Annotated in this window: 27 protein-coding genes and 1 tRNA gene; 14 read left to right on the top strand and 14 right to left on the bottom strand. The window is 62.0% G+C overall.

Features of this window, described 5'->3' with window-relative positions:
* Positions 1–21 precede the first annotated feature (21 nt).
* The 11 genes from GJ699_RS35255 to GJ699_RS03360 all read left to right on the top strand — a co-directional run bounded on the left by GJ699_RS35255 (position 22) and on the right by GJ699_RS03360 (position 4304).
* Entirely contained in the window at positions 22–321 is a 300-nt protein-coding gene (locus GJ699_RS35255; protein ID WP_371867449.1) for a DUF6980 family protein, read from the top strand.
* A 73-nt stretch (positions 322–394) separates the two neighbouring features.
* A complete protein-coding gene (locus GJ699_RS03405) occupies positions 395–718 on the top strand; it encodes a hypothetical protein (protein WP_154373136.1) in 324 nt (107 codons plus the stop codon).
* A 15-nt stretch (positions 719–733) separates the two neighbouring features.
* The gene (locus GJ699_RS03400) at positions 734–958 is read left to right on the top strand and encodes a hypothetical protein (protein WP_154373134.1); all 225 of its coding nucleotides are present in this window, start codon (positions 734–736) and stop codon (positions 956–958) included.
* A gap of 192 nt (positions 959–1150) precedes the next feature.
* The gene (locus GJ699_RS03395; protein WP_154373132.1) at positions 1151–1765 is read left to right on the top strand and encodes a hypothetical protein; all 615 of its coding nucleotides are present in this window, start codon (positions 1151–1153) and stop codon (positions 1763–1765) included.
* A 15-nt stretch (positions 1766–1780) separates the two neighbouring features.
* Positions 1781–2122 carry a YciI family protein gene (locus GJ699_RS03390; protein ID WP_154373130.1) on the top strand — a complete coding sequence of 114 codons (342 nt, stop codon included), beginning with the start codon at positions 1781–1783 and terminating at the stop codon, positions 2120–2122.
* 9 nt (positions 2123–2131) lie between these two features.
* The gene (locus tag GJ699_RS03385; protein WP_154373128.1) at positions 2132–2482 is read left to right on the top strand and encodes a VOC family protein; all 351 of its coding nucleotides are present in this window, start codon (positions 2132–2134) and stop codon (positions 2480–2482) included.
* A 9-nt stretch (positions 2483–2491) separates the two neighbouring features.
* Positions 2492–3007, top strand: coding sequence for a DUF2199 domain-containing protein (locus GJ699_RS03380; RefSeq protein ID WP_154373127.1), 516 nt, complete (start codon positions 2492–2494; stop codon positions 3005–3007).
* 15 nt (positions 3008–3022) lie between these two features.
* Positions 3023–3163, top strand: a complete 141-nt coding sequence (locus tag GJ699_RS03375; RefSeq protein WP_154373125.1) for a hypothetical protein — start codon at positions 3023–3025, stop codon at positions 3161–3163.
* A 43-nt stretch (positions 3164–3206) separates the two neighbouring features.
* Positions 3207–3656 carry a DUF29 domain-containing protein gene (locus GJ699_RS03370; RefSeq protein WP_154373123.1) on the top strand — a complete coding sequence of 150 codons (450 nt, stop codon included), beginning with the start codon at positions 3207–3209 and terminating at the stop codon, positions 3654–3656.
* Positions 3637–4068, top strand: coding sequence for a DUF29 domain-containing protein (locus GJ699_RS03365; protein ID WP_154373122.1), 432 nt, complete (start codon positions 3637–3639; stop codon positions 4066–4068). Before GJ699_RS03370 ends, GJ699_RS03365 begins: the two co-directional genes overlap by 20 nt.
* Entirely contained in the window at positions 4065–4304 is a 240-nt protein-coding gene (locus GJ699_RS03360) for a hypothetical protein (RefSeq protein ID WP_371867448.1), read from the top strand. Before GJ699_RS03365 ends, GJ699_RS03360 begins: the two co-directional genes overlap by 4 nt.
* Here GJ699_RS03360 and GJ699_RS03355 read toward each other — a convergent pair.
* Both GJ699_RS03355 and GJ699_RS35110 read right to left on the bottom strand, forming a co-directional pair.
* Positions 4289–5689 (bottom strand): c-type cytochrome, encoded by a 1401-nt coding sequence (locus GJ699_RS03355; RefSeq protein WP_154373118.1) that lies wholly within the window; start codon positions 5687–5689, stop codon positions 4289–4291. The genes GJ699_RS03360 and GJ699_RS03355 overlap by 16 nt on opposite strands.
* 185 nt (positions 5690–5874) lie before the next feature.
* Positions 5875–7533 carry a methyl-accepting chemotaxis protein gene (locus tag GJ699_RS35110; protein WP_154373115.1) on the bottom strand — a complete coding sequence of 553 codons (1659 nt, stop codon included), beginning with the start codon at positions 7531–7533 and terminating at the stop codon, positions 5875–5877.
* A 249-nt stretch (positions 7534–7782) separates the two neighbouring features.
* Between GJ699_RS35110 and GJ699_RS03345 the strand changes: the two genes are divergently transcribed.
* Genes GJ699_RS03345 through GJ699_RS03335 form a run of 3 tightly spaced genes read left to right on the top strand, consistent with a single transcriptional unit; the run spans position 7783 to position 8962 of the window.
* On the top strand, positions 7783–8484 hold the full coding sequence (locus GJ699_RS03345; RefSeq protein WP_154373114.1) for an alpha/beta hydrolase: 702 nt from the start codon (positions 7783–7785) through the stop codon (positions 8482–8484).
* A gap of 7 nt (positions 8485–8491) precedes the next feature.
* Positions 8492–8689, top strand: a complete 198-nt coding sequence (locus GJ699_RS03340; protein WP_371867447.1) for a type II toxin-antitoxin system RelE/ParE family toxin — start codon at positions 8492–8494, stop codon at positions 8687–8689.
* A 9-nt stretch (positions 8690–8698) separates the two neighbouring features.
* Entirely contained in the window at positions 8699–8962 is a 264-nt protein-coding gene (locus tag GJ699_RS03335) for a HigA family addiction module antitoxin (RefSeq protein WP_154373112.1), read from the top strand.
* Here the strand turns inward: GJ699_RS03335 and GJ699_RS03330 are convergent.
* From GJ699_RS03330 to GJ699_RS03275, 12 genes are all read right to left on the bottom strand, one after another.
* Positions 8947–9042: transfer RNA gene (locus GJ699_RS03330), tRNA-Sec, on the bottom strand. The genes GJ699_RS03335 and GJ699_RS03330 overlap by 16 nt on opposite strands.
* A 4-nt stretch (positions 9043–9046) precedes the next feature.
* A complete protein-coding gene (gene selB, locus GJ699_RS03325) occupies positions 9047–10960 on the bottom strand; it encodes a selenocysteine-specific translation elongation factor (RefSeq protein WP_154373110.1) in 1914 nt (637 codons plus the stop codon).
* On the bottom strand, positions 10957–12408 hold the full coding sequence (gene selA, locus GJ699_RS03320; protein WP_154373108.1) for an L-seryl-tRNA(Sec) selenium transferase: 1452 nt from the start codon (positions 12406–12408) through the stop codon (positions 10957–10959). The genes selB and selA overlap by 4 nt, the downstream gene beginning before the upstream one ends.
* The gene (fdhE, locus tag GJ699_RS03315) at positions 12405–13406 is read right to left on the bottom strand and encodes a formate dehydrogenase accessory protein FdhE (RefSeq protein WP_154373106.1); all 1002 of its coding nucleotides are present in this window, start codon (positions 13404–13406) and stop codon (positions 12405–12407) included. Before fdhE ends, selA begins: the two co-directional genes overlap by 4 nt.
* A 97-nt stretch (positions 13407–13503) precedes the next feature.
* Entirely contained in the window at positions 13504–14157 is a 654-nt protein-coding gene (locus GJ699_RS03310; protein ID WP_154373104.1) for a formate dehydrogenase subunit gamma, read from the bottom strand.
* A complete protein-coding gene (gene fdxH, locus GJ699_RS03305; RefSeq protein WP_154373102.1) occupies positions 14154–15068 on the bottom strand; it encodes a formate dehydrogenase subunit beta in 915 nt (304 codons plus the stop codon). Before fdxH (GJ699_RS03305) ends, GJ699_RS03310 begins: the two co-directional genes overlap by 4 nt.
* 3 nt (positions 15069–15071) lie before the next feature.
* Positions 15072–18140 carry a formate dehydrogenase-N subunit alpha gene (gene fdnG / locus GJ699_RS03300; protein WP_154373100.1) on the bottom strand — a complete coding sequence of 1023 codons (3069 nt, stop codon included), beginning with the start codon at positions 18138–18140 and terminating at the stop codon, positions 15072–15074.
* A 155-nt stretch (positions 18141–18295) separates the two neighbouring features.
* Entirely contained in the window at positions 18296–18949 is a 654-nt protein-coding gene (locus GJ699_RS03295) for a formate dehydrogenase subunit gamma (protein WP_154373098.1), read from the bottom strand.
* Positions 18946–19860 carry a formate dehydrogenase subunit beta gene (fdxH, locus tag GJ699_RS03290; RefSeq protein ID WP_154373096.1) on the bottom strand — a complete coding sequence of 305 codons (915 nt, stop codon included), beginning with the start codon at positions 19858–19860 and terminating at the stop codon, positions 18946–18948. Before fdxH (GJ699_RS03290) ends, GJ699_RS03295 begins: the two co-directional genes overlap by 4 nt.
* Before the next feature lie 18 nt (positions 19861–19878).
* Positions 19879–22950, bottom strand: a complete 3072-nt coding sequence (gene fdnG / locus GJ699_RS03285) for a formate dehydrogenase-N subunit alpha (RefSeq protein ID WP_154373094.1) — start codon at positions 22948–22950, stop codon at positions 19879–19881.
* Positions 22951–23088: 138 nt separating this feature from the next.
* Positions 23089–24537, bottom strand: a complete 1449-nt coding sequence (locus GJ699_RS03280) for a histidine-type phosphatase (RefSeq protein WP_154373092.1) — start codon at positions 24535–24537, stop codon at positions 23089–23091.
* Positions 24538–24540: 3 nt separating this feature from the next.
* A complete protein-coding gene (locus GJ699_RS03275; protein WP_154373091.1) occupies positions 24541–26661 on the bottom strand; it encodes a TonB-dependent receptor in 2121 nt (706 codons plus the stop codon).
* Positions 26662–26707: the final 46 nt, after the last annotated feature.

Raw genomic sequence — 26707 nt, 5'->3', positions numbered from 1 at the left:
GCAATCAAGTGAGACCACACAATGAAGCATTGCTGTACTTCGATGGATTACCATGCGAGCTTCTCATGCGAAGTTCATTCGGAACCCGAGGCGTGCCCTGACGCGCTCGTTTCCTACTCGGAGAAGTTCCGAGAGTATGGGCTATGGATTCATGATGGCGGGTCTAGCTCGATCAGTATTGCATTTTGCCCTTGGTGCGGCTCTGAGCTTCCCGAGTCCCTTCGTGAGCGCTGGTTTGTTGAACTTGAAGCTCTAGGTTTTGATGATCCTTTTGGTCAAGAAATCCCACACCGTTTTAAATCAGGGGCTTGGTATGCCTAAGTGTGAAAGGTAGAACTATGAAGAAGCTCGCGTATTATGCAGTCGTCGCCGAACAACCACGTTGGGCTATGAAATGAACGGCTTGGTACTCTGGATTCTCAGTGCGATTGCCGCTGGAATGAGCTGGGTGTTTTTATTGCCCGATGCTTGGTTTATACCTGCGTTTCTCGCCGCGATCTTGGCGACATTGATCTTCGGCTTCATCGCCAATCTAGGCGTCAAAGATGATCGCCCCGTGAAGCCGATTGTGAGTTTGGTTGCGTCATTCTTGAGCGTGCCGAGTCGACCCCTTGCGAAAGTCCCCGAAGGTTGGGCATTGCAGTGTTTCTTCGTTTGCGTAGCGTTTGTGCTTAGCCTGGGATTGTCGGTGGTGCTACGCGCAAATATCTCACTTTAAATGCGAGTATCTGAAATGTTTGGATGGCTTAAAAAGACCAACGCGCTCCAGAACAGGTTCTCGGAGTTCGTCCGCCCCGAATTGCTGGCGGCGATACAGAAGCCCGGGACCATTCTGCCTTTGAATCAGTTCCGAAGCGAGAAGGTGAACTACCTGCTGGTCGCCGTGCAGGGAAATACGCCAGGTGAAATCGGAGCGAACTTGGGCATGGTCGCTGATCTTGCCAATGAGTGCTGCTGATTGGGGGCGAAATGTAAGTCCTTGGGAGGAGAGGACGTTGTGCCATGTGGCGAGTACGGCAGCGCACGTCGACGCGTGCTGGGCGCGCAGCTTCCTGATCTCCTGGCGCTGGCCTCACAGCTGGAAAAACTCCCCTTTGGCGAGCATGCTAACCGTTGAGAACAACATCCTAATGAATCGAGGACTCGCGCAATGAGGGTTCTGCTTGCCGCTTTGTTCGTATTTGGTTCTATGCTGCTCACTGTCGGAGCAATTGATTCCGCCTTCGCGCACGGGCCTTGGCCTTGGTGGGGCAAGTTTGCGCCGGCGGCGGTGATGTTGTGTGCCTTGGTTGCCGGGCTATCTCTCTTTAATCGGCGCGGCGCCAAGCCACGCCGGCGCGTGCAGACGATGGCCGAACACATTGCGGATCTGGAGAGCCAGGGCCAGCTCGTGCGGGAAACATATCGCGCAACACGCGCGTTCGGCGTGGAGGAGTTTGAAGACGAAGGCTCGCACTACTTCATCGAGCTAGCGGATGGCCGGGTGCTGTATCTCAGCGGGCAGTATCTGTATGACTTCGAACCCATCTCCGACGATCCCGAGTTAAACCAGTCTCGGCGATTCCCTTGTACGGAATTCGAAGTACTCAGACACAAAGATCGCGGTTACGTGATCGATATTCATTGCGCCGGCCAAGTGCTGGAGCCGGAGCTGATTGCGCCGGCCTTCACCCAAGCGGATTGGCAACGCGGCGTTCCGGAGGACGGTGATATCATCGACGGCAAAGCTTATGATGCACTCAAGCTAGAGCGGACCGCAGGTTAAGCCAAAAGGAGCGACATGGCCAAGTATCTGATTTCCTTCCCCAGCGCGGCAATGCTCGTTACTGGTGACGAGTTGCTGGCGGCGGGGCGCGACGCCCACGCCGTGATCGAGGAGGCGAAGGCGGCGGGCGTGTATGTGTTCGCCGGCGGCATCAACGAAAGTGTGGCGCCAGTGCTGGTCGCTGCTGACGGCGCGTTCGCTGAAGGCGGCTATCCGTGGGCGCCGCCGCTGAATGGCGGTTTCACCGTGCTTGAGCTGCCGACGCGTGACGATGCCATCGCATGGGCTGCGCGCATCGCGCAAGCCTGTCGCTGCGAGCAGGAGCTGCGCGAGTTCCAGTTCGATCCGCAGTCCTGAGGAGGTGACATGAGTCTCAGTCGTCTGGTTCCCATGCAGCCGGTTGCCAGCATGCCGGCCAGTGTGGTGTTTTACGAAAAGCTCGGTTTCGTGGTGGAGAGCCGCAACGATGAATGGGGCTGGGCGATGCTGCGCTGTGGCGAGGTGCAGCTCATGCTGGACCAGTCTATCAACCATCATCCGGGCATACCCCGGATTGCGGTGCTGTACCTGTACCCGGAAAACCTGCAGGAGTTCCACCGCCGCGCACGCGATAACGGCTTGCCCCTGCCGGAGCTGGAAATAACCTTTTACGGCATGACGGAGTTCCGCATTGAAGATCCAGATGGCAATCGCCTCTGGATCGGGCAGGCAAACTAAATTGAATTTATGACAGAACTTGCGATATGTTCCAGCTGCGGTGAGCAGCATTCGATCAGCGATATTGAGCTGAGCTTTAAGCGTCCGGATGATTTTTTGCTGGTGCCGCGAGAAGAGCGCGAGCAGCGGACGCAGGCCAACAATGATCTGTGCGCGATCTGGGGCGACGATGACGCCAGCCATCGCTATTTCGTGAGGGGCTTGCTGCCGCTGTCTGTGGAAGAGTGGGGCGAGTCGTACTCGGTCGGGGTCTGGCTGGAAGTGTCGCGGCCGACGTTTGATCGGATTCGTCAGCTGTGGAGTGAGCCGGATCAGACGCAAGAGCCGGCGTTCCCTGCCACGCTGGCCAACGCGCTGCCATTCCATGCATCGACTTCTGGCCTGGCTGGAAATCTCCATCTGACCGGCCCGGACACGCGGCCGGAATTCCAGCTGCATCCTGCAGCGCATACTTTGTTCCTGGAGCAGGAGCACGGCATCAGCGCTCATCGGGCCAGTGAGTATTCCGAATACGCAACCGGATAGTCCGCGCTGATCGCATTGTTTTATTCGCGCGAGATGTTCGGCCGTGCCGCTCCGGCGCTGGAGCAGATGGCCGCGCAAGCCTACTGGACCGCCGCCGTTCTGCTCACCGGCTCCGTCGCTGAGCGCATCGCGACCGTTCTTTTTCACTTGAAGTGAACTTCCTCAGCCGTTCCTCGGTCTAATCGCGGAGGAGGACGCTATGGGCAATCTCTACGACGATGACGTCATGGTCTGGGCGGCGCAGCAAGCACGCTTGCTGCGCGCGGGCCAGTGGTCGCTGCTCGATGTGGAAAACATTGCGGAGGAGATCCAGGATGTGGCCAAGAGCGAAAAACGGGAACTACGCCACCGCTTGGCGATTCTGGTGGAGCACCTGATCAAATGGCAGTGGCAACCGACGCACCGTGGTTCCAGCTGGCTGACCACGATCCGCATCCAACGCATCGATATAGAGAAATTGTTGCTGAAGGTCCCCAGCTTGCGTGCAACGCTGGATAGCGAATTGGCCGATGCCGTGTGGCGCGATGCGGTGATCCTGGCCGTCAGGGAGGCTGAATGCCAGGGGCTGCCGGATTGCAGTCCGTGGTCGCTGGAGTTGGTTTTAACAACGGGGTTTTTACCAAACGGGGATGATGATGACCAAATATGAGCAGGACGTTGCCGCATGGGCGAACGAGCAGGCATCCAGGCTGCGAGCTGGTGAGCTTTCTCAACTGGATACCGAGAATCTGGCGACGGAGATCGAGAGCGTTGGCTTCTGGTTTGAGTACGAATTGAATGAACGCTGCGGCATCTTGCTGGCGCAACTGGCGCGTTGGCATGTGCTTAAGGATCACCGAACCGAATTCGCTCAGCGTGGGATCGAGTTGCAACGCGAGAAGACTAACAACATGCTGAAGTCGGTGCCCAGCTTGCGTCATCTGGTCGATGACGAGGATTTTCTGGAGGATGCCTGGCTGGAAGCCTTGGTGAGGACCACTGGAGACTTGGGCTGCTTCGCGCTGCCCGACGAGTGTCCATGGCCGCTGGAGCAGGCGCTGCGAGAGGGCTTTTTGCCGTGACTGTCGCATACGAAGACGACGTGGCCGCTTGGGCGCTAGAGCAGGTGGCGCTGCTGCGCTCAGGCCGGTGGGCTTTGCCGAGCTTGCGGGGAGTGCTGAACGATCTTGAGCTCGACGAAGAGATATGGGCGGATGCGGTCGACATCGCCGGCCGCGAGGCCGGGTTGACCGACCTGCCCAAAACTCGCCTATGGAGCTTTGAGCAGGTACTGGCCGACGATTACTTGCCGTCGTAAGTCACGCGATAGATACGGCCGCCGTAGTCGTCGGACACCAGCAGCGAGCCATCGGCCAGCGTGGCCACGTCGACCGGCCGGCCGACCACTTCGTCGCCGCGCAGGAAGCCGTCGATAAAGGCGGTATCGCTGACCAGCTTGTTGCCGTACAGCGTAATGAAGCGCACCGTGTAGCCGATCTTGGTCGATCGGTTCCACGAGCCATGCTCGGCCACGAAGATATTGTTGCGATACGTTTCAGGGAACTGCTTGCCGGTGTAGAAGCTCAACCCCAGCGGCGCCACGTGCGGCCCCAGCTTGGCCACCGGTTCGACAAACTCATCGCACGAGCGACCCTTGCCAAACTGCGGGTCCGGCACCACGCCACCGTGACAGTAAGGGAAGCCGAAGTGCTGGCCGAACTTGGTCAGCACGTTCAGCTCGCAGGATGGCGTGTTGTCGCCCAGCTCGTCGCGGCCATTGTCGGTGAACCACAGTTGTTTGGTCGATGGATGGAAGGAGAAACCCACCGTGTTGCGCACGCCGCGCGCGATTTCTTCCAACTGGCTGCCATCGGCATTCATGCGGTAGATCTTGGCGCTCTTGGTGTCGTCGGTATCGCAGATATTACACGGCGCGCCGACCGGGATGTACAGCTTGCCCTCCGGCCCGGCCTTGATGACTTTCTCGCCGTGCCATTTGTCATTGGGCAGGCTGACCTTCACCACTTCGTAGGAAGGCTTTTGCGCATAGCGCTTGTCGATATTGTCGAAGCGGATCACGCGGCTGATTTCACCCACGTACAGCGCGCCATTCAGCAGCGTGACGCCGATCGGATTTTCCAGTCCCTCGGCCACGGTCACCACCTCGGCCGACTGCTTGTCGGTGCGCGGCACCAGCGCGTAGATCTTGCCGGCTTTGCGCGAGCCGACGTAGACGATGCCGCTGTCCGACACCGCCAGGCTGCGCGCGGTGGCCGCGCCTTCGGCGTACACGCTGATGCGGAAGCCCTTGGGCAGCGTGAAGCCGCTGAGCAAATCGGTATTCGCCGGCTTGGCGGCGGTGGCAGGGGCGGGCGCCGCCGCCAGCTTCTTGTTGGCATTGGCGGCGATGTAATCGGCCAGCAGCGCAATCTGTGGCGCGCTCAGTGCTGGCGACCAGGCCGGCATGTCCTTCTCCGGCACGCCCTTGCTGATGATCTTGATGAGGTTGGCCTTGGTCGGCGCGCCGTGCAGCCAGGCGTGCTCGCCCAGCGTCGGTCCGATGGCGCCTTCCAGCTTGGCGCCATGGCAGACTGCGCAGTTGGCTTGATACAGCTGCTCGGCGGTCTGAGCCGGCGCGGCTGTGGCGGTGAGTGAACTGAACGCAATGCCGATGGCGGCGGCTTGCAAAGCGATCTTGTGCATTATCGGTTTTTCCCTGGTGAGTAATGGTTTTTTCGCCATTGTACATTCAGCAGCAGGGAGGGGAACACCGCGCCGGCGGCCCGTGCGGGCGCCGGGCAGCTGGCGCTGGTGCGCGCCGCGACCGGGCGATTTGCCAGTCGGGCGGCAGGGGAGTCACGCGGCACGAGCGCGCCGCGTGGGAGGTATCAGCCGTGCGAGCCGGTGCGGCGGGCGTTGGTCAACGCCGGAACGCGGGCAGCGGCAGGGCGGCGCTGGCCGGTCGCAATCGACGTCACGCTGGCGGACGCGGTGCCATCCACTGTGAACACGCTGACCAGCTCGGCCAGATGGTTGGACTGGCCCTGCAGCGATTCGGCCGCAGCGGCGGCTTGCTCGACCAGCGCGGCATTCTGCTGCGTCACGCCATCCATTTCCATGATGGCGCGGTTGATCTGCTCGATGCCGGCTTCCTGCTCGCCGCTGGCGGCGGTGATCTGTTCCATGATCTCGCTGACATTGCGGATGCTGCCAACCACTTCTTCCATGGTCTTGCCGGCCTCGTCCACCAGCATGCTGCCGTTGGCGATGCGGTCCACCGATTCACCGATCAACTGCTTGATGTCCTTGGCGGCGCTGGCCGAGCGTTGCGCCAGCGTGCGCACTTCCTGCGCCACCACCGCGAAACCACGGCCCTGTTCGCCTGCACGTGCCGCTTCCACCGCAGCGTTCAAGGCCAGAATGTTGGTCTGGAAGGCGATGCCGTCAATCACGCCGATGATGTCGACGATCTGGCGCGAGGAGGCGCTGATGGCTTCCATGGTGGTCACCACGCCGCCTACTACCTGACCGCCGCGCTCGGCCACGCCGGCGGCGTTGGCGGCCAGTTGATTGGCCTGGCGCGCGAAGTCGGTATTTTGCTTGACGGTGGCGGTCAGTTCTTCCATCGACGACGCAGTCTCTTCCAGCGAGCCTGCTTGTTGCTCGGTGCGCGAGGACAGATCCTGATTGCCGCTGGCGATTTCGTCCGAAGCGGTAGCCACCGCCTCGGTGGCGCCGCGCACTTCGCCGACGATGGACGCCAGGCGGTCGCGCATGGCGGCGATGCTGTACAGCAGGCTGGAGCGGTCACCGGCCGCCAGTTCCACCCGCACGGTCAGGTCGCCGGCCGCGATGCGGTCGGTGATGCCGGCAGCGTAGCTCGGCTCGCCGCCCAGTTGTTTCAGCACCGAGCGCGTAATCAGCCAGCCCAGCAGCACGGCCGCGACCAGCGAAATCACTGCCAGCACGGCGGCCAGCGAAATGCCGCCGATGCTGCGCTCGTGTACGCCCGCGCCGATCTCGTCGATGGCGGTGCGCTGGCGCTTGGCGACGGCGGCGATGCTGTTCAGATAGGTTTCGCAGGCCGGCACGAACACTTCGCGGATCAGCTTGGCGGTCAGTTCGGCGTCGCCGCTGTCGCGCGTATCCAGCACGCGCTTGCGCGCGGCCTGGTAGATGTCGCGGTTGGCCAGGGCCGTGGCGTACAGTTGCTTCGCTTCCGGATCGACCAGGCGTTCGGTCAACAGTCTTTGCACTTCGGTATTGCGCTTGATGGCTTGTGTGATGCCGTCATCGAAATATTTACGGTCTTCCACATTGCTCAGGCGCGCGGACGCCTGGGCGCGCTGGACGTTGCTCTGGATGCTGGCGTGCCATTCCGTCACCAGCCGCTCGGTCTGCAGCTGCTGTTCCAGCAGATTATCGGTGTCTTGGGTGATGCTGCGCAGCGTCAGCGAGCTGCTGACCGCAATCACCAGTAACAGTAGCAGACAGGCGCCAAAGCCGACGGCCAGGCGGCTACCCACTCTCATCTTGGCAAAATTCATATGGTTCCTCGGATAATTAAATGGGGGTGAGTATGATTAATTTCATGGCAATATCTATTGCGGATGGGTAATTTTAACACCGTTTGAAAATATGTGCCGTGTGGAAACTACTAAGGTGTGAGTGTGGTGCTGAATGCAAGATGAGCGAAGATGGCATCGGTTGGCGTGAATTTAACGTCAACTGGTTTGCCAAAAAAGTGCAAAAACCGCCCGTATTTACAAAATGCACCGGCTTGTTTACGCTGCGGCATGAGCGCAATTATCAACTTTGATGTGCCGTTCGACGGCCACAGCCTGAAGGCCGACCACTACGTCGGCAGCGATAGCAACCGCATCCTTTATTTGCACGGCGCCGGCGCCAGCACGCGCCGTGGACATCACCTGTTGCGTGACGCATTGCAGCAACGCGGACTGGGTAGCGTCTGCTTCGACGCCATCGGTCATGGCGAAACCGGCGGCACGCTGGCGCAATCGTCGGTGGCCAGCCGTACGCGGCAGGCGCAGGCGGTGGCTGCTGCGCGCTCGCTGCCGCAGCCGCTGGCGGTGATCGGCGCCAGCATGGGCGCCTACAACGCCATCCGCGTCACCCAGAGCCATCAGGTCGACGCGCTGGTGCTGATGGTGCCGGGCGTGTACACCCCGGCGGCGTACGAAGTGCCGTTCGGACCGGATTTCTCCGCCATCATCCGCCGCGAGCGCAGCTGGGCCGACAGCGACGCCTGGGACATCCTGTCGCGCTTCGAAGGCCGACTGCTGGTCATCCACGCCGAGCACGACGCTGTAATCCCGCTGGAAATCTCCGAACGCCTGGTCGAGTCCGCCCGCAACGCCGCCTCACGCCAACTGCACATCGTGCGCGGCGCTGAGCACAACCGCCTGTGGTCACTGCTGCAAGAACAATCCGCCTGCTTCGAGGCGGCGATTGATTTAGTGGTGGAAGCGATTACGTAAGATCAAAGTGCGCGCAGCCAGGCTGGCCTATCGTCATCTTGTCGGTAGTCTGAACGAATTGCGCCAACCACCTGGCAATCACCTTGAGCGCCTGTACGGTAGTCGTGTGGGACAGCACAGCATCCGGATTAACGGCCAATGGCGGATTTGCTTCCGGTGGCGTGGCCGGGACGCTTACGAAGTTGAGATAGTTGATTATCATTAGGAGGCTCGGATGAGAACCGTACTTCAAGAAATCCACCCGGGTGAGATGTTGCGCGAAGAGTTTATGGTGCCGTTAGGCTTGTCTGAACGAGAGCTGATCACCGCATTAGACGTGCCACATGATGAGATCATCGCTTTGCTCGCTGAACAGGGACCAGTCACCACCGCCTTGGCACAGGCACTGGCGGCACACTTCCAGATGAGTGTCGCATTCTGGGAGAACTTGCAAGCTGACTATGAGCAGCGCATGAAGAGAAATGGCGGAAGGCAGTAGGAGTCGAACTTACGAGGGAGCGGCTGACGCCCCCCACCGGGTTTGAAGCCCGGCCCCATCACCGGATGAGTATGCCTTCCGTGGTTAGTGCGCGCTGTACGACCACACGGTGTTCGGTCGTATCAGGTGGATGTTGCCAATCCGGCGAGTATAGCCGACCCGGTCAAAGAATTCCAAGATCTGGATCGCGCGCTTGCGCCCCAGCCCGGTGGCGTCGCGGAACGAGGCCGCCTGCACCTCGGGCAGCGTGGCCACCAGCCGCGCCAGCTCATCCAGCTGCTGCGGATGATAAAACAAATCCTTCACCACCTGGCTCAGCTCTCCCGTTTTGGACATTTTGAGCAGCAAGCGCCGCACCTCGGCCTCGGGCAGATGGTGTTCGCGCATCAGGTCGCGCACCCAGGGCGGATCGAAGCCGCCGGCCAGCAGTGAGGCCAGCAGCGGCGTGGCGGCCGCCTGTTCTTCGGCGCTCAGTTCGACGCTGTGGCCGGGCAGGTGCAGGCTGCGGCCGCGCTGCTGGATGGCGCCGTCGGCCAATAGTGTCTCGACCAGACGGCTCCACAAACGGTCTTCCATCTCCGGCGAGACGATGCGCTTGAGGCGCCACAGCTCCGGTCCCGCATCGTCCGGCGCGCGCTCGTGGAAGTCAGCCAGCGCGACCAACACGCGGGCCTGTAGCGATTGCACCTCGGCCGCCGCGATCAGCAGCGTGTCGCCGCCGTGCAGCGGCACTTCGACCGTCCCCGCCGGCATCGCGATTTCGCTTGCGGGCAGCTGCGACAAGCGCACCAGTGTCGAGGCGCGCAAGCCCAGCGGCCCACGCGCCAACAGCGCGGTGATGTCGCCGGTGGCGATGTAATCGGCCAGCGCGTCCAGCCACGCCAGTCGCGCCGGGCTACGCCGCTTGCGCGCCGGCCCAAAGGGATCGAGTACCATGCCGCCGCCGACCGTGGCGGTGGCCTGCGCGTTGCGGATCACGAAGCGGTCACCCGGTACCGCGTGCACCGGCGCGTCCAGCACCAGTTGCACGCGCGCGGTGTGGCCGGGTGTCAGCTGCTCGCCATCGAGCGGCACCACGTTGGCGGTGTGGTGCGACGCGCCCAGATGCACATGTACTGGCGACCACGGTTTCAGCGTCAGCCCGCAGTCCGGCGTCAAGGTCAGCTCGACGTCGATGCGCTCCGAGCACTCGGCCAGCGCAGGCGCCACCACCCAGCTGCCGCGCGCGATATCGTCCTTGCCGGCGCCACTCAGGTTCAGCGCCAGCCGCTGGCCGGTGCGTCCCACCTCGGCGGCACGGTTCTGCGCATGAATGCTGCGCACGCGCACCTGCTGCCCGCCAGGCGCCAGCTGCAGCGTATCGCCCACCCGCACGCTGCCCGCCAGCGCGGTGCCGGTGACGATGGTGCCTTGCCCGGACAGCGTGAACACGCGGTCCACGCCCAGCCGGAACAAACGCCGTTCGTCGCTGGCCGGCAGCGTGGCCGCCAGCTCGCCAAGATGATGCAGCAGGGCGCGCACGCCGGCGTCGTCTGGTGCGGTGGCGTTGGTGCGGAAAATCCGTGCGCTGGCGAAATCGGTGGATGCCAGCAAAGCCTGAATATCCTGTTCCAGTTGCAGCAGCCGCTCGCTGTCGGCGCGGTCGATTTTGGTCAACGCCACCGCGCCGCGCTTGACGCCCAGCAGGCGCAGGATAGCCAAGTGTTCCAGTGTCTGCGGCATGATGCCGTCGTCGGCCGCGATCACCAGCAGCGCGGCGTCGATGCCGGTGACGCCGGCCGCCATGGTGCGGATGAATTTTTCGTGGCCCGGCACGTCGATCACGCCCAGCACTTCGCCGTGCGGATCGTCGGCGCGCAGCGGCGTATAGGCGTAACCGAGTTCGATTGAAATGCCGCGCGCCTTTTCTTCCTTGAGGCGATCGGTATCGACCCCGGTCAGCGCGCGCGTCAGCGTGGTCTTGCCGTGGTCGATGTGGCCTGCGGTGCCGACGATCATGCTGTCAGTTGCGTCAGTTGGTCGATGAAGCGTTGCTGCTGGTAGTCTTGCAGGCAGCGCAGGTCGAGCCACAGCGCGTCTTGTGCGACGCGGCCGATCACTGGCAGCGGCAGCGCGCGCAGGCGCTGTTCCAGCACGCCTAGCGCGTTGCTGATGCGGCCTTGCGCGGCGGGACGCACTACCAGGCCGTGGCTGGGCAGTTGATCGACCGGCAGCGCGCCGCTGCCGATCTGGCTCATCATCGCTTCGTCGCTGACTTCATAGCCGGCGCCCAGCGCGGCTTGCAGCGCCGGCAGAATGGCTTGCGCTTGCGCGCGCATGTCGGCGGCGTGGCGGGTCAGCAGCTTGAGTGTGGTCAGGCGTTCGGGCAGCAGGTCGGGGGCGCGGTACAGCGCCAGTACCGGCTCCAGCGCGGCCAGCGTCAGTTTGCCGACGCGCAGGGCGCGCTTCAGCGGGTTCTTTTTGATCTGCGCGATCAAGTCCTTGCGGCCGACGATGATGCCGCACTGCGGTCCACCCAGCAGCTTGTCGCCGCTGAAGGTAACCAGGTCGGCGCCGCCTTCGATGGTTTCGCGCACCGTGGTTTCGTGCGGCAGGCCATATTGTTCAAGATCGACCAGGGTGCCGCTGCCCAGGTCCACCGCCAGCGGGATGTTGTGCTTCTTCGCCAGTGGCGCCAGTTCGTCCAGTTCGATGCTCTTGGTGAAACCGGTGATGGCGTAATTGCTGGTATGGACCTTCATCATCAGCGCGGTTTGTGGACCGGCGGCTTCGTCATAGTCCTTCAAATGCGTGCGGTTGGTGGCGCCGACTTCGCGCAGCACGGCGCCGGCGCGCGTCATCACATCGGGAATGCGGAAGGCACCACCAATTTCCACCAGCTCGCCGCGCGAGACGATTACCTCTTTGCCCAGCGCCACGGTGTTCAACATCAGCAGCACGGCGGCAGCGTTGTTGTTGACGATGGTGGCGGCTTCGGCGCCGGTCAGTTCCAGCAGCAGGTCTTCGATCAGGTTATCGCGGTCGCCGCGCTTGCCGGTGTCGATGTCCCATTCCAGGTTCATCGGCCAGCGCATCGCGTCCACCACTGCTTGCACGGCGTCGTCGGGCAGCAGGGCGCGGCCAAGATTGGTGTGCAGGACGGTGCCAGTCAGATTGAAGACCGGTTTCAGTGGCGAAGCGTTTTGTTCGCGCAGACGCTCGGACAGCATAGCCAGCAGGGCGGGAATGCTGGTGTCCGGCGCGGCCGCCACTGCGCCTGTGGTGCCGCCTTCGCGGGCGGCCAGCAGCATCGCGCGCAGCTCGGCCAACAATGCGCGCGCGGCCTCCAGCGTCTGCACGCGGCCGTACTGCGCGATCAACGCCTCGCAGCCGGCGTCCGACAGGATCAGATGCACGGCGGGGAGGCGAATCGCGCCCGACGCGGTGGCGGCGGACGACTCGCTCATTCCGCGTTAAACCACAGCAGTGGATTGCCGCTGGCGCGCGAGTAGCCGGCTTCGCCGACCAGCAGGTCCAGCGCCAGGCTGGCCAGATCGTCTGCCAGCGGCTCGACGTGGTAGTCGTGCTCCTGGTTGAAGATCTTGCGGTAGGTATGGCATTCGTCGCAGGTCTCGGCGCGCGCCACCTTGCTTGGATCGTTGGCTTTGTTGATCGGCTCCGTCGGCGCCGGCATGCCGCCTTCCGGTTCGATGCTTTGATAAGCGATGCTCGAATTGCTCTCGCAGCACGAGCATTTCACCCGCACCATATGCCATTCGCTGGCGCAGCACGCGCATTGCAGATAGCGATAGCCCTGCGACTGTCCGCCGATGCGGATCACGCTGGCCACCGGATGCGAGCCGCACACCGGGCACAAAGTATTGGTGACCAGCGGCTGCACATGCGGTGCATCCAGCTGGCTGGCGCGCATGGTCCAGATGACTTGCAAGGCGGCGGCCACGAACGGCGCGTGCAGCGGATGCACGCCTTCGGTCAGCTCGGCCAGCACCGCGTCGGCGCAGCCTTCCAGTTGCGCGCTGTCGAGTGCACGCAGCTCGGCCAGCACGCCGGCCAATTGCGGCTGGCTGGCCGCCAGCGGGTCCAGCTCATCGAGCAGCGCGGCGAACACACGGCGCCAGGTGGCCGGACGCGTGCCGCTGACCGGCAGCGGCGGCATGTGGTGATCGATCGCCATCTGAATGCCGGCGGCATCCGGCAAGGCGAAGGTGTCGGCCGGCAGTGACTTGATCACCGCCGCCTGAGCGTCGACCAGCGCGGCCATCATCAGCAGATAACCCTGCATGGTTGCGCCGACCGGAATGCCCTTGATTTGATTGTCCGCCAACTGGCGCAGACGGGCTGCGCGCGCGGTGAACAGACTGCGTGCATCCGGGAGCAGCAGGCGTGGTATGGCAGTGTGATCGAGCGACTCGATTTCGCCAGGTTCTAGCAAGCGTTGTACCAAAATATCTCCCGTATCGCCGGTGGCGGATGGCTGCCGGCTAAAGGGCGTATTTTAATCCCAAACCAGCATTTCCGCAGTCCCAGCGCGTGTTTGTCGTCTAGTCGTGGCGCTTGCGCACAACTTCTTCGAACCAGCGCGGGTGGTGCTTGCGCGCCCACCCGTAGCTGACCGTGCCGCGCACCATGGCGCCGATCGAACCCTTGACCCAGAAGGCCGCATAAATGTGCACGATGATGGCGCAAATAATGCCAAAACCGCAAAACGCGTGCAGCAGCGCGGCCGCGCGTATCACCTCGATCGGGAAGTAGAACGCGAAGTAGGCGCGCCAGATCACGATGCCCGACAACAGCAGCCCGCACATGAAGCCGATCAGCGCGAAGAACAGCAGCTTCTGGCCGGCGTTGTACATGCCGATCTTGGGCAGCTTGTCCTCGCGGTTGTTGAGCACATCGCCCATCTGGCGCAGCCACTGCTGGTCGGCCTTGTCAATGTGGTTATGATGCCAAAAACGCAGCGCCAGCATCGCGAACGACACGAACATGGTCACGCCGAGGAAGGGATGCAGGATGCGCGTCCACTGACCGCCACCAAGGAACATCGCCATCCACGACATCGCCGGATGGAACATGGCGAGGCCGGACACCGCCAGCAGCACGAAGCAGATCGCCGTCACCCAGTGGTTGCTGCGTTCATTCGGCGTGTAGCGCTGGATCAGTGGATTGCCGTCTTTATCACGATGGGGCGAACTCATTTCGACTCCTCCTGTAAGCGTTTGGCCTCGGCCAGCGCCTCGGCTTCCTCTTCCTTCGACACCTCGTTAGGCCCGATGCGCGTGTAGTGGAAGAAGCCCGCCAGCGCCGTCATGGCGATGCCGGCCAGGGCCAGCGGCTTGGTCAAGCCTTTCCACAAACCGACCGTGGCGCTGATGCTCGGGTCCTTGCGCAAGCCGTGGTACAGCGTCGGCTGGTCGGCGTGGTGCAGCACGTACATCACGTGGGTGCCGCCGACACCGGCCGGGTCGTACAGGCCCGCCTGCGCGAAGCCGCGCGACTTCAGGTCTTCGATCCGTTCTTCGGCGTGCAGCTTCATGTCCTCCTTGGTGCCGAAGGTGATGGCGCCGGTCGGGCAGGTTTTCACGCAGGCCGGTTCCTGGCCTACCGCCACGCGGTCCGAACACAGCGTGCATTTGTAGGCGCGGCTATCATGTTTGGAGATGCGCGGCACGTCGAACGGACAGCCGGCCACACAGTAGCCGCAACCAATGCAGTTCTCCTGGTGGAAATCCACAATGCCGTTGGTGTACTGTACGATCGCGCCCGGCGAAGGGCAGGCTTTCAGGCAGCCCGGATCTTCGCAGTGCATGCACCCGTCCTTGCGGATCAGCCATTCCAGATCGCCCTTGGTGTTCTCGTATTCCGAGAAGCGCATCACAGTCCACGACTGCGGCGTCAGGTCCAAAGGATTGTCGTAGACGCCGGTGGTTTCCCCCACCTCGTCGCGCAGATCGTTCCACTCCATGCAGGCGGTCTGACAAGCCTTGCAGCCGATGCATTTGGAGACGTCGATCAGTTTGGCGACGGTGCCGGTGACCGGGGTGCGTGCCTGCACCGGCGTCACCGTGGTGGCCGACAGGCGTTTGATATCGAGAGATTGCATCGACATGATTTATACCTTTTCCACTTTCACCAGGAACGACTTGTATTCCGGTGTTTGCGAGTTGGCGTCGGCCGTCACCGGCGACAGCGTGTTGACCAGATAACCAGGCTTGGTGGAGCCGGTGTAACCGAAGGAAGTCGGCAGGCCGACCGTGTGCACCGGCTTGCCCTCGATCTTGAGCGCCTTGATACGCTTGGTCACCACCGCCTTGGCCACGATGTGGCCGCGCTTGGACGACACCTTCACGCGGTCGCCATGCACCACGCCGATTTCCTTGCCCAGGTCCTCGCCGATTTCCACGAACTGCTCCGGTTGAATAATCGCGTTCAGGCGCGCATGCTTGGTCCAGAAGCCGAAGTGCTCGGTCAGGCGATAAGTGGTCGCCACATGCGGATAATCCGCCACCACGCCCAGCCGCGCGCGGTCGTTCGGGAACACGCGGGCGCCGGGATTGCTGGTGGCGCGCGGATTCTTCGGATGCAGCGGGTTGTAGCCGATCGGCGTTTCAAACGGCTCGTAATGCTCGGGGAATGGCCCCTCGTTGTAGGCGCCGCGCGCGAAGAAGCGCGCCACGCCCTCCGCCAGCATGATGAAGGCGCCCATGCCGTTTTCCGGCGGCTCGTCGATCTTGAAGTCCGGCGTATCCATGCCGCTCCACGCCGCGCCGTTCCAGCTGATGACCGGCCGTTTCGGGTCGGTCGGCTTGCCATGCACATCGCACGAGGCGCGGTTGTACAGAATGCGGCGATTGGCCGGCCAGGCCCAGGCCCAGTTCAGCGTGTTGCCGCTGCCGGATGGATCGCTATTGTCGCGGCGCGCCATCTGGTTACCGGCCTGGGTCCAGCAGCCGGCGAAGATCCAGCAACCGCTGGCGGTGCTGCCGTCGTCGCGCAGCTGCGCGAAGCCGGAAACCTGCTCGCCTTTTTTCAGCAGCGTTTTGGTCGGGTCTTTCGGGTCCTGCACGGTGGACAGCACGCGGCCATTGAACTCCATCGCCAGTTCTTCCGGCGTCGGCGCGTGTGGCCGCGCGTAGTTCCACGCCAGGTTGACGATAGGATCGGCGTAAGCGCCAGGCTGCGCCTGATACAGCGCCTTCATGCGCAGGTGCAGCTCGGCCATGATGTCGATGTCGGTGCGGGTGTTCCCCGGCGGCTCGGCGCCTTGCCAGTGCCATTGCAGCACGCGCGAAGAGCTGACCAGCGAACCGTTTTCCTCTGCAAAGCAGGTGGTCGGCAGGCGGAACACTTCGGTCTGGATCTTGCTCGAATCGACCACATTGAATTCGCCGGACGGCTTCCAGAATTCGGAGGTCTCGACATTCAGCGGGTCCATCACCACCAGGAACTTCAGCTTGGACAAGGCTTCGCTGGTCTTGTGCTTGTCCGGCGCCGAGCCGAGGATGTTGAAGCCCTGCGCGATATAGCCGTTCATCTGACCGTTGTGCATCAGCTCAATCGCCTGCACCATGTCGTACAGCTTGTCCAGCTTGGGCAGGTAATCGTAGGCCCAGTTATTCTCGGCGGTCGCCGCGTCGCCCCACCATGCCTTCATGAAGCTGACGTGGAATTTCGGGTAATTGCTCCAGTAGCTCAGCTGATTTGGCCGCAATGGCTTCAGCGTGCGCACTTCCATGTACTTGCTGTACTCCTGCTCGTACTCGAAAGGCAGCGTCAGATAACCGGGCAGGGCGCTCGACAGCAGGCCCAGGTCGGTCAGACCCTGAATGTTGGAGTGGCCGCGCAGCGCGTTCATGCCGCCGCCCGAAATGCCGATATTCCCCAACAACAGCTGCACCATGCAGGCGGTGCGGATGGTCTGCGCGCCGTTCGAATGGTGGGTCCAGCCCAGCGCGAACAGAATGGTGCCGGCGCGGCCCGGCTTGGCAGTGGAGGCCAGCGCGTCGGCCACCAGCAGGAATTTCTCGCGCGGCACGCCGCAGCTGCGCTCCACCAGCTCGATGGTGTAGCGCGAGTAGTGCTTCTTCATCTGCTGGTAGACGCAGCGCGGATGCTGCAGCGTCGGATCGACCTTGGCGTAACCGTCGGCGCCGATCTCGTAATCCCAGCTGGCCTTGTCGGTGTAATTGCCGGCTTTTTCGTCGTAGCCGGAATACAGGCCGTCCTCAAACGAAAAGTCGTCGCGCACCAGGAAGGCCATGTCGGTATTGGCCTTCACATAATCATGGTTGATCTGGTCGGTGCTCAGCAAATAGTTGATGATCGCGCCGAGGAACACGATGTCGCTGCCAGTGCGGGTGGCGACGTAATGGTCGGCCACCGAGGCGGTGCGGGTGAAACGCGGATCGACCACGATCAGCTTGGCCTTGTTGTGCGCCTTGGCCTCGACCACCCATTTGAAGCCGCAGGGATGGGCCTCGGCCGCATTGCCGCCCATGCACAGGATAACGTCGGCGTTGCGGATGTCGACCCAGTGATTGGTCATGGCGCCACGGCCGAAAGTCGGCAACAGCGCCGACACGGTCGGGCCGTGACAGACGCGCGCCTGGTTATCGAACGGCAGCATGCCCATGCTGCGCATCACCTTGTGGGTCAGGTAACCGGCTTCATTGCTGGCGGCCGACGCGGCTAGCATGCCGGTGGTCAGCCATCGGTTGACGGTCTTGCCATCAGCGGTCTGGTGGACGAAGTTGGCGTCGCGGTCGGCCTTCATCAATTTGCTGATGCGGTCCATTGCATCGTCCCACGAGATCTTCTGCCATTCGCTGGAGCCGGGTGCGCGGTATTCCGGTTCCTTCAACCGGTGCGGCGAGTGGATGAAGTCGATCAGCGAGGCGCCTTTCGGGCACAGCGTGCCGCGATTGACCGGGTGGTCCGGATCGCCCTCGATATGGATGATGCTGGAGATGGCGTTCTTGGCGTGGTCACCCAGGCCGTACATCAGCAGCCCGCAGCCTACCGAGCAGTAGGGACAGGTATTGCGGATTTCGGTGGTGCGGCTGAGTTTGTATTGACGGACTTCCGCGAGCGCGGTGGCGGGCATGAAACCGAGCGCGGCGATGCTCGATCCGGCGATGGCAGTGCCGGTAACCCGAAGAAATTGGCGCCTGGACATGTGCATGGGTGGCCTCTTTTGCTTCATTGTTGAACAATGAAGCGGAGGCTACGCCTTTTTCAACGGAACGGCTAGTTACAAACAGGTAATGACTTACTTTAGAGAGAGAAGCGACCCGGGCACTTTTGATGGTACGCCGGGTCGCTATGAAACTGGTTGAATTAATCGCGTTGCTTCTTGACGACTTCCTCAAACCAGCGTGGATGGTGCTTGCGCGCCCAGCCATAGGTCACCGTGCCGCGCACCATGGCGCCGATCGAGCCCTTGACCCAGAACGCCGCGTAGATGTGGACGATGATGGAGCAGATCAGCACAAACGCGCTGAACGCATGTAGCAGCGCCGCAAAGCGCACCACTTCGATCGGGAAGTAGAACGCGAAGTAGGCGCGCCAGATCACAATGCCCGACAACAGCAGACCGCACATGCTGGCGATCAGCACGAAGAACAGCATCTTCTGGCCGGCGTTGTACATGCCGATCTTCGGAAGCTTGTCTTCGCGGTTGTTGAGCACATCGCCGATTTGCTTCATCCACTGCTTGTCGGCGGCGTCGATGTGGTTGTGATGCCAGAAGCGGAACACCAGGCCGGCAAAGGACGCAAACATCACCAGCCCGATGAACGGGTGCAGGATGCGGGTCCACTGACCGCCGCCGAGGAACATCGCCATCCACGCCATCGCCGGATGGAACATGGCGAGGCCGGACACCGCCAGCAGAATGAAGCAGATGGCCGTGATCCAGTGGTTGCTACGCTCGTTGGGCGTGTAACGCTGAATCAGCGGATTGCCGTCTTTATCGTGGTTGGGCGAACTCATGGTGCTTCCTCCCTGATACGTTTAGCTTCTTCCAGTGCTTCGGCTTCTTCTTCCTTCGACACCTCGTTCGGGCCGATGCGCGAGTAGTGGAAGAAGCCCGCCAGCGCCGTCATCGCGATGCCCGCCAATGCCAGTGGCTTGGTCAGACCCTTCCACAGACCGACCGTGGCGCTGATGCTCGGGTCCTTCTTCAAGCCATGGTACAGCGTTGGCTGATCGGCGTGGTGCAGCACATACATCACGTGCGTGCCGCCGACACCGGCCGGGTCATACAGGCCGGCGTTGGCGTAGCCGCGCGACTTCAGGTCTTCGATGCGCTCTTCGGCGTGCGTCTTCATGTCCTCCTTGGTGCCAAAGGTGATGGCGCCGGTAGGGCAGGTTTTGACGCAGGCTGGTTCCTGGCCAACCGCCACGCGGTCCGAGCACAGCGTGCACTTGTAGGCGCGGCTGTCCTGCTTGGAAATGCGCGGCACGTCGAACGGGCAGCCGGCCACACAGTAACCGCAGCCGATGCAGTTCTCCTGATGGAAATCCACAATGCCGTTGGTGTACTGAACGATCGCGCCCGGCGAAGGACAGGCTTTCAGACAGCCCGGATCTTCGCAGTGCATGCAGCCGTCCTTGCGGATCAGCCACTCCAGATCGCCCTTGGTGTTCTCGTATTCCGAGAAGCGCATCACGGTCCAGGACTGGGCCGTCATGTCGATCGGGTTGTCGTAGACGCCGGTGGTTTCACCCACCTCGTCGCGCAGATCGTTCCACTCCATGCAGGCGGTCTGGCATGCCTTGCAACCGATGCATTTGGAGACGTCGATCAGCTTGGCCACCGTGCCGGTCACCGGGGTGCGCGCCTGGGGAGGCGTGACCGTGGTGGCCGACATGCGTTTGATATCAAGTGATTGTAATGACATATCGATTCTCCTTCGGGCTTATGCTTTTTCCACTTTCACCAGGAACGATTTCGATTCCGGTGTCTGTGAATTGCCATCGCCTACGGTAGGCGTCAGCGTGTTGACCAGGTAGCCCGGTTTGGTGAGCCCCTTGAAGCCGAAGTTGATCGGCAGGCCGACGTGATGCATCGGTTTGCCGTCGATGGTCAGTTGCTTGATACGCTTGGTCACCACCGCTTTCGCGATGATGTAGCCACGCTTGGACGACACCTTGACCCGGTCGCCATGCACCACGCCCACTTCCTTGGCCAGCGCTTCGCCGATTTCGACGAACTGCTCCGGCTGCACAATGGCGTTCAGGCGCGCGTGCTTGGTCCAGAAGTGGAAGTGCTCCGTCAAGCGGTAGCTGGTGGCCGCGTGTGGATACTCGTCCTTCTTGCCCAGCTTTTTGCGGTCATTCGGGAACATGCGGCCGGCCGGGTTGTTGAACGCTTTCGGGTTGTTCGGGTGCAGCGGGTTGTGGCCCACCGGCGACTCGAACGGCTCGTAGTGTTCCGGGAACGGACCCTCGGCCATGGCGTCACGCGCGAAGAAGCGCGCCACACCCTCGGCCAGCATGATGAAGGGACCCATGCCGTTTTCCGGTGGTTCATCCACCTTGTAATCGGGGATGTCGGCGCCGGCCCACGAAGTGCCGTTCCAGGCGATCAGCTTGCGGGTCGGATCGAATGGCTTGCCCTTGGTGTCGCAGGAGGCGCGGTTGTACAGCACGCGGCGGTTGGCCGGCCAGGCCCAGGCCCAGTTCAGCGTGTTGCCGATGCCGGTCGGGTCGCTGTTGTCGCGACGGCCCATCTGGTTGCCCTGCGCGGTCCACGAACCGGCGAAGATCCAGCAACCGCAGGCGGTGCTGCCATCGTCCTTCAGTTGCGCGAAGCCGGCCAGCTGCTCATTCTTCTTCAGAATGACCTTGGTCGGATCTTTCGGATCGGTGATTTCCTTCAGCGCTTTACCGTTGAATTCCATCGCGATCTCTTCCGGCGTCGGCGAGTGCGGCTGGGCGTAGTTCCAGGTCAGATTCAGGATCGGATCGGGGAACTTGCCGCCTTCGGTCTGGTATGCCTTTTTGAGGCGCAGGAACAGCGCGGACATGATCTCCAGATCGCTGCGCGCCTGACCCGGCGGCTCGGCGCCTTGCCAGTGCCATTGCAGCACGCGCGACGACGACACCAGCGAACCGCGCTCTTCGGCGAAGCAGGAGGTCGGCAGGCTGAACACCTCGGTCTGGATTTGCGTCGGATCGACCTTGTGGAAGTCGCCGTGCGGTTTCCAGAACTCGGAAGTCTCGGTCTGCAGCGGGTCCATGATGGCCAGCCACTTCAGCTTGGACAACGAGTCGGTGATCTTCTGCTTGTCCGGGCCGGAGGCCAGGATGTTGAAGCCCTGGCAGATGTAGCCGGTCATCTTACCCTGATTCATCAGCTCGAAAGCCTGCATCATGTCGTAAGGTTTATCCAGCTTCGGCAGGTAGTCGAAGGCGTAGTTGTTTTCCTCGGTGGCGGCGTCGCCCCACCAGGCCTTCATGAAGGAGACCAGGAATTTCTTCGAGTTGCTGTAGTAGCTCAGCTGGTTCGGACGCAGCGGTTTCAGCGCGCGCTTGGCGACATAGGCATCCCAATCCTGCTCGGCCTCGCTTGGCAGGGTCAGATAACCCGGCAGCATATTGGTCAGCAGGCCCAGGTCGGTCAGACCCTGGATGTTGGAGTGGCCGCGCAGCGCGTTCATGCCGCCGCCGGCGATGCCCATATTACCGAGCAGCAGCTGCACCATGGCGCCGGTACGCAGCGTTTCCGCGCCGGTCGAGTGCTGGGTCCAGCCCAGGGCGTACAGGATGGTCGCGGCACGGCCCGGCACGGCGGTCGAGGCCAATGCCTCCGCCACCAGATGGAATTTCTCCGGCGGCACGCCGCAGGTTTTCTCCACCATTTCCGTCGTGTAGCGCGAATAGTGCTTCTTCATCAGCTGGTACACGCAGCGCGGGTGTTCGAGTGTCGGATCGACCTTGGCATAGCCGTCGTCGCCCATCTCGTAGTTCCAGCTGCTCTTGTCGGTGTACTTGTTCTTTTCGTCGTCCCAGCCGGAATACAGGCCGTCGTTGAAGGCGAAGTCTTCACGGACGATGAAAGGCATGTCCGTGTAATTGCGGACGTACTCGTGCTGAATTTTGTCGTTGGTGAGCAGGTAGTTGATGATGCCGCCCAGGAACACGATATCCGCGCCGGTACGGGTAGGGACGTAATGGTCCGCCACCGAGGCCGTTCGGGTAAAGCGTGGATCGACCACGATCAGCTTGGCGCCGCGATGCGCCTTGGCTTCCGTGACCCATTTAAACCCGCAAGGGTGTGCTTCTGCTGCGTTGCCGCCCATGACCAGGATAACATCAGCATTCTTGATGTCTACCCAGTGATTCGTCATCGCACCACGTCCAAATGTCGAGGCAAGACCTGCCACCGTTGGACCGTGTCAAACACGTGCTTGGTTGTCGAATGGGAGCATGCCGGTGGCACGCATCGTTTTATGGGTTAAGTAGCCGACTTCATTGCTGGCCGCCGAAGCGCACAGCATGCCGGTGGTGGTCCAGCGGTTGACGGTTTTGCCGTCTTCGGTTTTTTCGACGAAGTTGGCGTCACGGTCAGCCTTCATCAGTTTGGCGATGCGGTTCAGCGCGTCATCCCACGAGATCGGGCTCCAGTCGCTCGCACCTGGGGCGCGGTACTGCGGCGCCAGCAAGCGGTTAGGCGAGTGGATGAAGTCGATCAGCGAAGCGCCTTTCGGGCACAGCGTGCCGCGGTTGACCGGGTGGTCGGCGTCGCCTTCAATGTGGATGATGCTGGCGGTGGCGTTTTTGGCGCCGTCGCCCAGGCCGTACATCAGAATGCCGCAACCGACGGAGCAGTACGGGCAAGTGTTGCGGGTTTCAGTGCTGCGCGCCAGTTTGTATTGCCGGACTTCAGCCAAGGCTGTAGCCGGCGCAAAACCGAGCAGCGCAATACTCGAACCCGCGATGGTCGCACCAGTCACCCGAAGGAACTGGCGTCTCGACATCTGGTTCATGGGAAATACCTCTCTAGTCGTCTAATGACCTTCCCAGTTTACCATTTGCCTCAAGGCATACACGAGCGCAGTTTTGTATTAATTGTTGCTAATCGAACAGAAACGCCTTTTGGTATAGACCATCTGACAATCTTTATTTTATTTGTAACAACGTTTCAGCTGTTGGTAGTCGTAGTAGTGGCTGTTGGGCGCGATTTTGGCGCGCTCGCAGGCCGGTTTGAAGTCGCTTTCGCGTTCGTTGTACAGCATGCGGACCAGCGTGCGGCCGGCGCCGTTGCGGTACAGATCCCACTGAATATTGGCGGCCATCGGCGCCACGGCGGCGCCGCGCCAGGCGCTGCTCTGGTAACTGTAAGTCGCTGCGCGCGGCAGTTGTTCGGACATGCCCTGCAGGCCCAGCGCGGCGGCAAACGGGATCACGATTTCGGCGTGCGCGAAGCGCAGCTTGGCCACGCGCGTCTGCTTGCCGGCGGCGGCCGCATCGGCTTCGGCAAAGAAGTCGTTCAGCAGCGGGGCGGCCATGCGCCAGTTGGTGTCGCCGTTTTCCGCGCTGCCCGGACCTTTCTCGTAAAAGGCGACGGCGTCTTCGGCTTCGGCGTAGACGCGGGCCTGCTCCGGCTGGATGTAACGGGTGAAGTCGGCCTTCAACTCGGCCTGCAGGTCGGCGGCGGCGGCATACAGCTCGTACAGCGCCAGCGCGGCGTCGGTGACGTTTGCGATGTGCGTTTTGCCGTCGCCGGTGAGGGTGTTGTTGAACTTGCCGTCGGCGCTGGTGTAGCTGCGCGCGCCGCTGTTGCTGGCGCTGCGTTGGCCGGCATCCAGCGCGGCGATGAATGCGGGTGTAAACAGCTGCGCCAGCGTGGCCTGGGCGGCAGCCTTCAACTGCGGCTGCGCGTGGATGGCTGCCTCGCGGGCTTGCAGCTCGTCGCTCTTGACCCAGCGCTGGTAGGCCAGGCTGGCTTCGGTGACCTGTTGGTCGTCCTTGGCGTTCAGCTTGTGGAAGTAGAGCAGGAAGCGGTCGGTGCTACTGTCGACCAGCGGTTGCAGCGATGGCTGCTGCTGCACCAGCGATTGCGCGAAGAAGTAGCCGCTGTCCACCGCGCGGTCTTTGCCCGAGGTGACCACGGCGATGCGCGCGTTGGTCTTCGTGTCGCGGAACAGCTCCGGCAGGCGGGCGTGGAGACGCTGGGCGAGTTGGATGTGCTCCTGCACGCCCTGCATGCTCTCGTTGCCGTAACCCGGTTTGCTGATGCCGGCCACACCGTAGCCGAGCAGCGCATTCGCCTGCATCATCTGCTCGATGTCCGGCCCCAGCGCGCGGCCCAGCGGCGTCAGGGCATTCTCTTTGGCCGCCAGCTGCCACAGGTTATACAGCGCCAGATCGGTCTTGAAACTGCTTAGCCCACGCGAACCGTGGCGGGCCAGTAGTTGGGTGTACACCGCCCGGTAGCCGGACGGCGGTGCCTCGTAGCTGGCGCTGTCCTGCTGTGGTGCGTACGGCGTTTTGGTTTGATAAAACTGCTCGCCATAAGCATGCGACAACAGCAGGGACAACGCGGCGCCAGCCGCAAGGCGTAGAGGTTTCATACCTTAGAAGTCTACGCGAACATTCACACTCGCGGTACGCGGCGAGCCGATGTTCAGGTAATTCTCCTGGTAGTAGGTCCAGTACTTGCGGTTGGCCAGATTCGAGATATTCGCGCGCACGCTGACCATTTTGCCGAAGTAGCGGTGACGATAGTTGAAGCCCGCGTCGAACAGCGTGTAGGCCGGCAGCGTGTTCACGTTGGCCGCGTCCATCGCCAGTTGGCCCAGGTACTGGGTGCCAACGTGCAGCGCCAGGCCAGGCAGCACTTCGCGCCAGGTGGCTTGCACCGATGCCTGACGGCGTGGCGCGCCAACCGCGCGCTTGCCGCTATAGCCGGCCGCCGCGTTTTCCAGCGTCGCGTCCAGGAACATCACGCCGCCTTCGATCGACACGTTCTTCGCCGCCTGCACCACCGAGTTGAGCTCCACGCCCTGGTACTTGGTCTCGCCATCCATCACATAGACGTTGGCGGCGTTGGTGTACTGCGCGCCGCGTTCGATGTGGAACAGCGAGGCGCTGGCATTCCACCAGCTTTGCTCGGTCTTCACGCCCACTTCCGACTGTTTGCTCTTGATCGGCGCGAAGGTCTGGTTGGCGTTAACGGTGGACGTCGGCGCGCTGGCCGCTTGCTCCAGCGCTTCCACATAGCTGGCGTACAGCGTGGTGTCGGCGGCTGGCTTGTACATCAGCGCCACGGTCGGCGTGGTTTTGTTGGCGGTATAGGTGGCGGTGTTCACGCCCTTGGTCGAGAAGGCCGCATCCACAAACTGGTTGTAGCGCAGGCCGGCCAGCACCGACCAGTTGTCGTTCAGCTTGACCGTATCGCTGGCAAACACCGCTTCCTGGCGCGTGGCTTCGTCGCGGTAAGTGCCGCCGCTGTAGTTGATGGTCCAGACGTTGATGATGGTCGGCGAGTACAGATTGCCGGTGCCCAGATAGGTCTTCGGCGTGGTGACCGACGACGTCGATTCTAGGTTCTGCGACATCAGGCCCAGCACCACCTCGTGGCCGATGCCGGCGGTGTTGAAGCTGCCGTTGACCGAAGCCTGCACCTGGTCGAAGTGGTAGCCGTGCAGCTCCGACGTTACACGGTCTTTGTAATCGAAGTTGTTGTTGGTGATGTAGTACTGATCCTTCTTGTAGACGCGGGTCGAGTCCGAAGTACGGTACGAGACGTTGGCCGCCCAGTCAGGCGACAGGCGGTATTCCGCGCCCACGGTCGACAGCGTGTATTCCACATCGCTGCCGGCGCCAACGCTATTCAGCTCACTGTCACCGGCGATAGGCGCCGGGATTTTGTAGCTTGGCGAAATCACGATGTCGGTGCCACCCACGCTGCGGCGACGCTGGTAGATGGCGTCGTAGGTCAGCGTCAGATCCTTGGTGACGTGCCAGTCGAAGTTGGCGCCGGCGGCATTGCGCTTGATCGAGCCGCTTTCTTCCTTCACATCGCCGTCTTCATGCAGCAGGTTGATGCGGTAGCCGAATTCCTCGTTGTCGCCAACGCGGCCGCCCATGTCGATGTGTTCCTTGATGGCGCCACCTTCCTGATAGCCCATGGCCGCGCTGAAGGTCTTGCTGGTGGTCGGACGCTTGCTGACGTAGTTGACGATGCCGCCCGGCGAACCGAAGCCGTACATATAACCGGTCAGGCCTTTCAGCACCTCGACTTGCTCGAACATCTCCAGCGGCATCTCGGTGCCGCGGTTGATATTGGCCAGGCCGTTAACCTTGTAACCGTTCAGGTCATCCAGGCGCAGGCCGCGCATCTGAATCGTGGCCGGGTGGGTGGAGATCGGTGGCGAAATCGCCGTCACCGAGGCGTCGTACTTCAGCACTTCGGAAATGCTGGTGGCCAAACGGTCTTCGATTTCTTCGCTGGAGACAGCCTTGGTGGAGAAGGGCGTATTCAGTTCGGATTTGCAGCCCAGCGTGCCACTGCAGACCGAGTCGCTGAGCTTCTTCTTTTCCACCATGGCTTTGACTTCCACCGTGGACAGCGCGGCGCCGACATCCTCGGCTTCCGCTGCTGCTTCAGCGGCGACAGCGGAGAAGTGGAGGGCGCACAGGCCGGCGGCGGCCAGTGCCAGGTGCAGGCGAGATGGAACGAAAGGTGTGTACATGAGAACCCGAAGAGTGGACGTATCAAAGCCCGCCATCCTAAAGGGC

The organism is Duganella guangzhouensis (genome assembly GCF_009674535.1).
Lineage (GTDB): Bacteria > Pseudomonadota > Gammaproteobacteria > Burkholderiales > Burkholderiaceae_D > Rugamonas > Rugamonas guangzhouensis.
Note: the sequence above shows the minus strand (reverse complement) of the source record. Positions and strands in the feature narration are given on the sequence as shown.

Coding starts and splice junctions, on each gene's coding strand:
- GJ699_RS03405 (WP_154373136.1), top strand. CDS start 395: ATGAACGGCTTGGTACTCTGGATTCTCAGTGCGATTGCCGCTGGAATG.
- GJ699_RS03355 (WP_154373118.1), bottom strand. CDS start 5,689: ATGCACAAGATCGCTTTGCAAGCCGCCGCCATCGGCATTGCGTTCAGT.
- GJ699_RS03295 (WP_154373098.1), bottom strand. CDS start 18,949: ATGAGTTCGCCCAACCACGATAAAGACGGCAATCCGCTGATTCAGCGT.
- GJ699_RS03395 (WP_154373132.1), top strand. CDS start 1,151: ATGAGGGTTCTGCTTGCCGCTTTGTTCGTATTTGGTTCTATGCTGCTC.
- GJ699_RS35110 (WP_154373115.1), bottom strand. CDS start 7,533: ATGAATTTTGCCAAGATGAGAGTGGGTAGCCGCCTGGCCGTCGGCTTT.
- fdxH (WP_154373096.1), bottom strand. CDS start 19,860: ATGTCATTACAATCACTTGATATCAAACGCATGTCGGCCACCACGGTC.
- GJ699_RS03275 (WP_154373091.1), bottom strand. CDS start 26,661: ATGTACACACCTTTCGTTCCATCTCGCCTGCACCTGGCACTGGCCGCC.
- GJ699_RS03380 (WP_154373127.1), top strand. CDS start 2,492: ATGACAGAACTTGCGATATGTTCCAGCTGCGGTGAGCAGCATTCGATC.
- GJ699_RS03365 (WP_154373122.1), top strand. CDS start 3,637: ATGATGATGACCAAATATGAGCAGGACGTTGCCGCATGGGCGAACGAG.
- GJ699_RS03310 (WP_154373104.1), bottom strand. CDS start 14,157: ATGAGTTCGCCCCATCGTGATAAAGACGGCAATCCACTGATCCAGCGC.
- GJ699_RS03390 (WP_154373130.1), top strand. CDS start 1,781: ATGGCCAAGTATCTGATTTCCTTCCCCAGCGCGGCAATGCTCGTTACT.
- GJ699_RS03400 (WP_154373134.1), top strand. CDS start 734: ATGTTTGGATGGCTTAAAAAGACCAACGCGCTCCAGAACAGGTTCTCG.
- GJ699_RS03370 (WP_154373123.1), top strand. CDS start 3,207: ATGGGCAATCTCTACGACGATGACGTCATGGTCTGGGCGGCGCAGCAA.
- selA (WP_154373108.1), bottom strand. CDS start 12,408: ATGAGCGAGTCGTCCGCCGCCACCGCGTCGGGCGCGATTCGCCTCCCC.
- fdxH (WP_154373102.1), bottom strand. CDS start 15,068: ATGTCGATGCAATCTCTCGATATCAAACGCCTGTCGGCCACCACGGTG.
- GJ699_RS35255 (WP_371867449.1), top strand. CDS start 22: ATGAAGCATTGCTGTACTTCGATGGATTACCATGCGAGCTTCTCATGC.
- selB (WP_154373110.1), bottom strand. CDS start 10,960: ATGATCGTCGGCACCGCAGGCCACATCGACCACGGCAAGACCACGCTG.
- fdnG (WP_154373100.1), bottom strand. CDS start 18,140: ATGCACATGTCCAGGCGCCAATTTCTTCGGGTTACCGGCACTGCCATC.
- GJ699_RS03385 (WP_154373128.1), top strand. CDS start 2,132: ATGAGTCTCAGTCGTCTGGTTCCCATGCAGCCGGTTGCCAGCATGCCG.
- GJ699_RS03335 (WP_154373112.1), top strand. CDS start 8,699: ATGAGAACCGTACTTCAAGAAATCCACCCGGGTGAGATGTTGCGCGAA.
- GJ699_RS03345 (WP_154373114.1), top strand. CDS start 7,783: ATGAGCGCAATTATCAACTTTGATGTGCCGTTCGACGGCCACAGCCTG.
- GJ699_RS03280 (WP_154373092.1), bottom strand. CDS start 24,537: ATGAAACCTCTACGCCTTGCGGCTGGCGCCGCGTTGTCCCTGCTGTTG.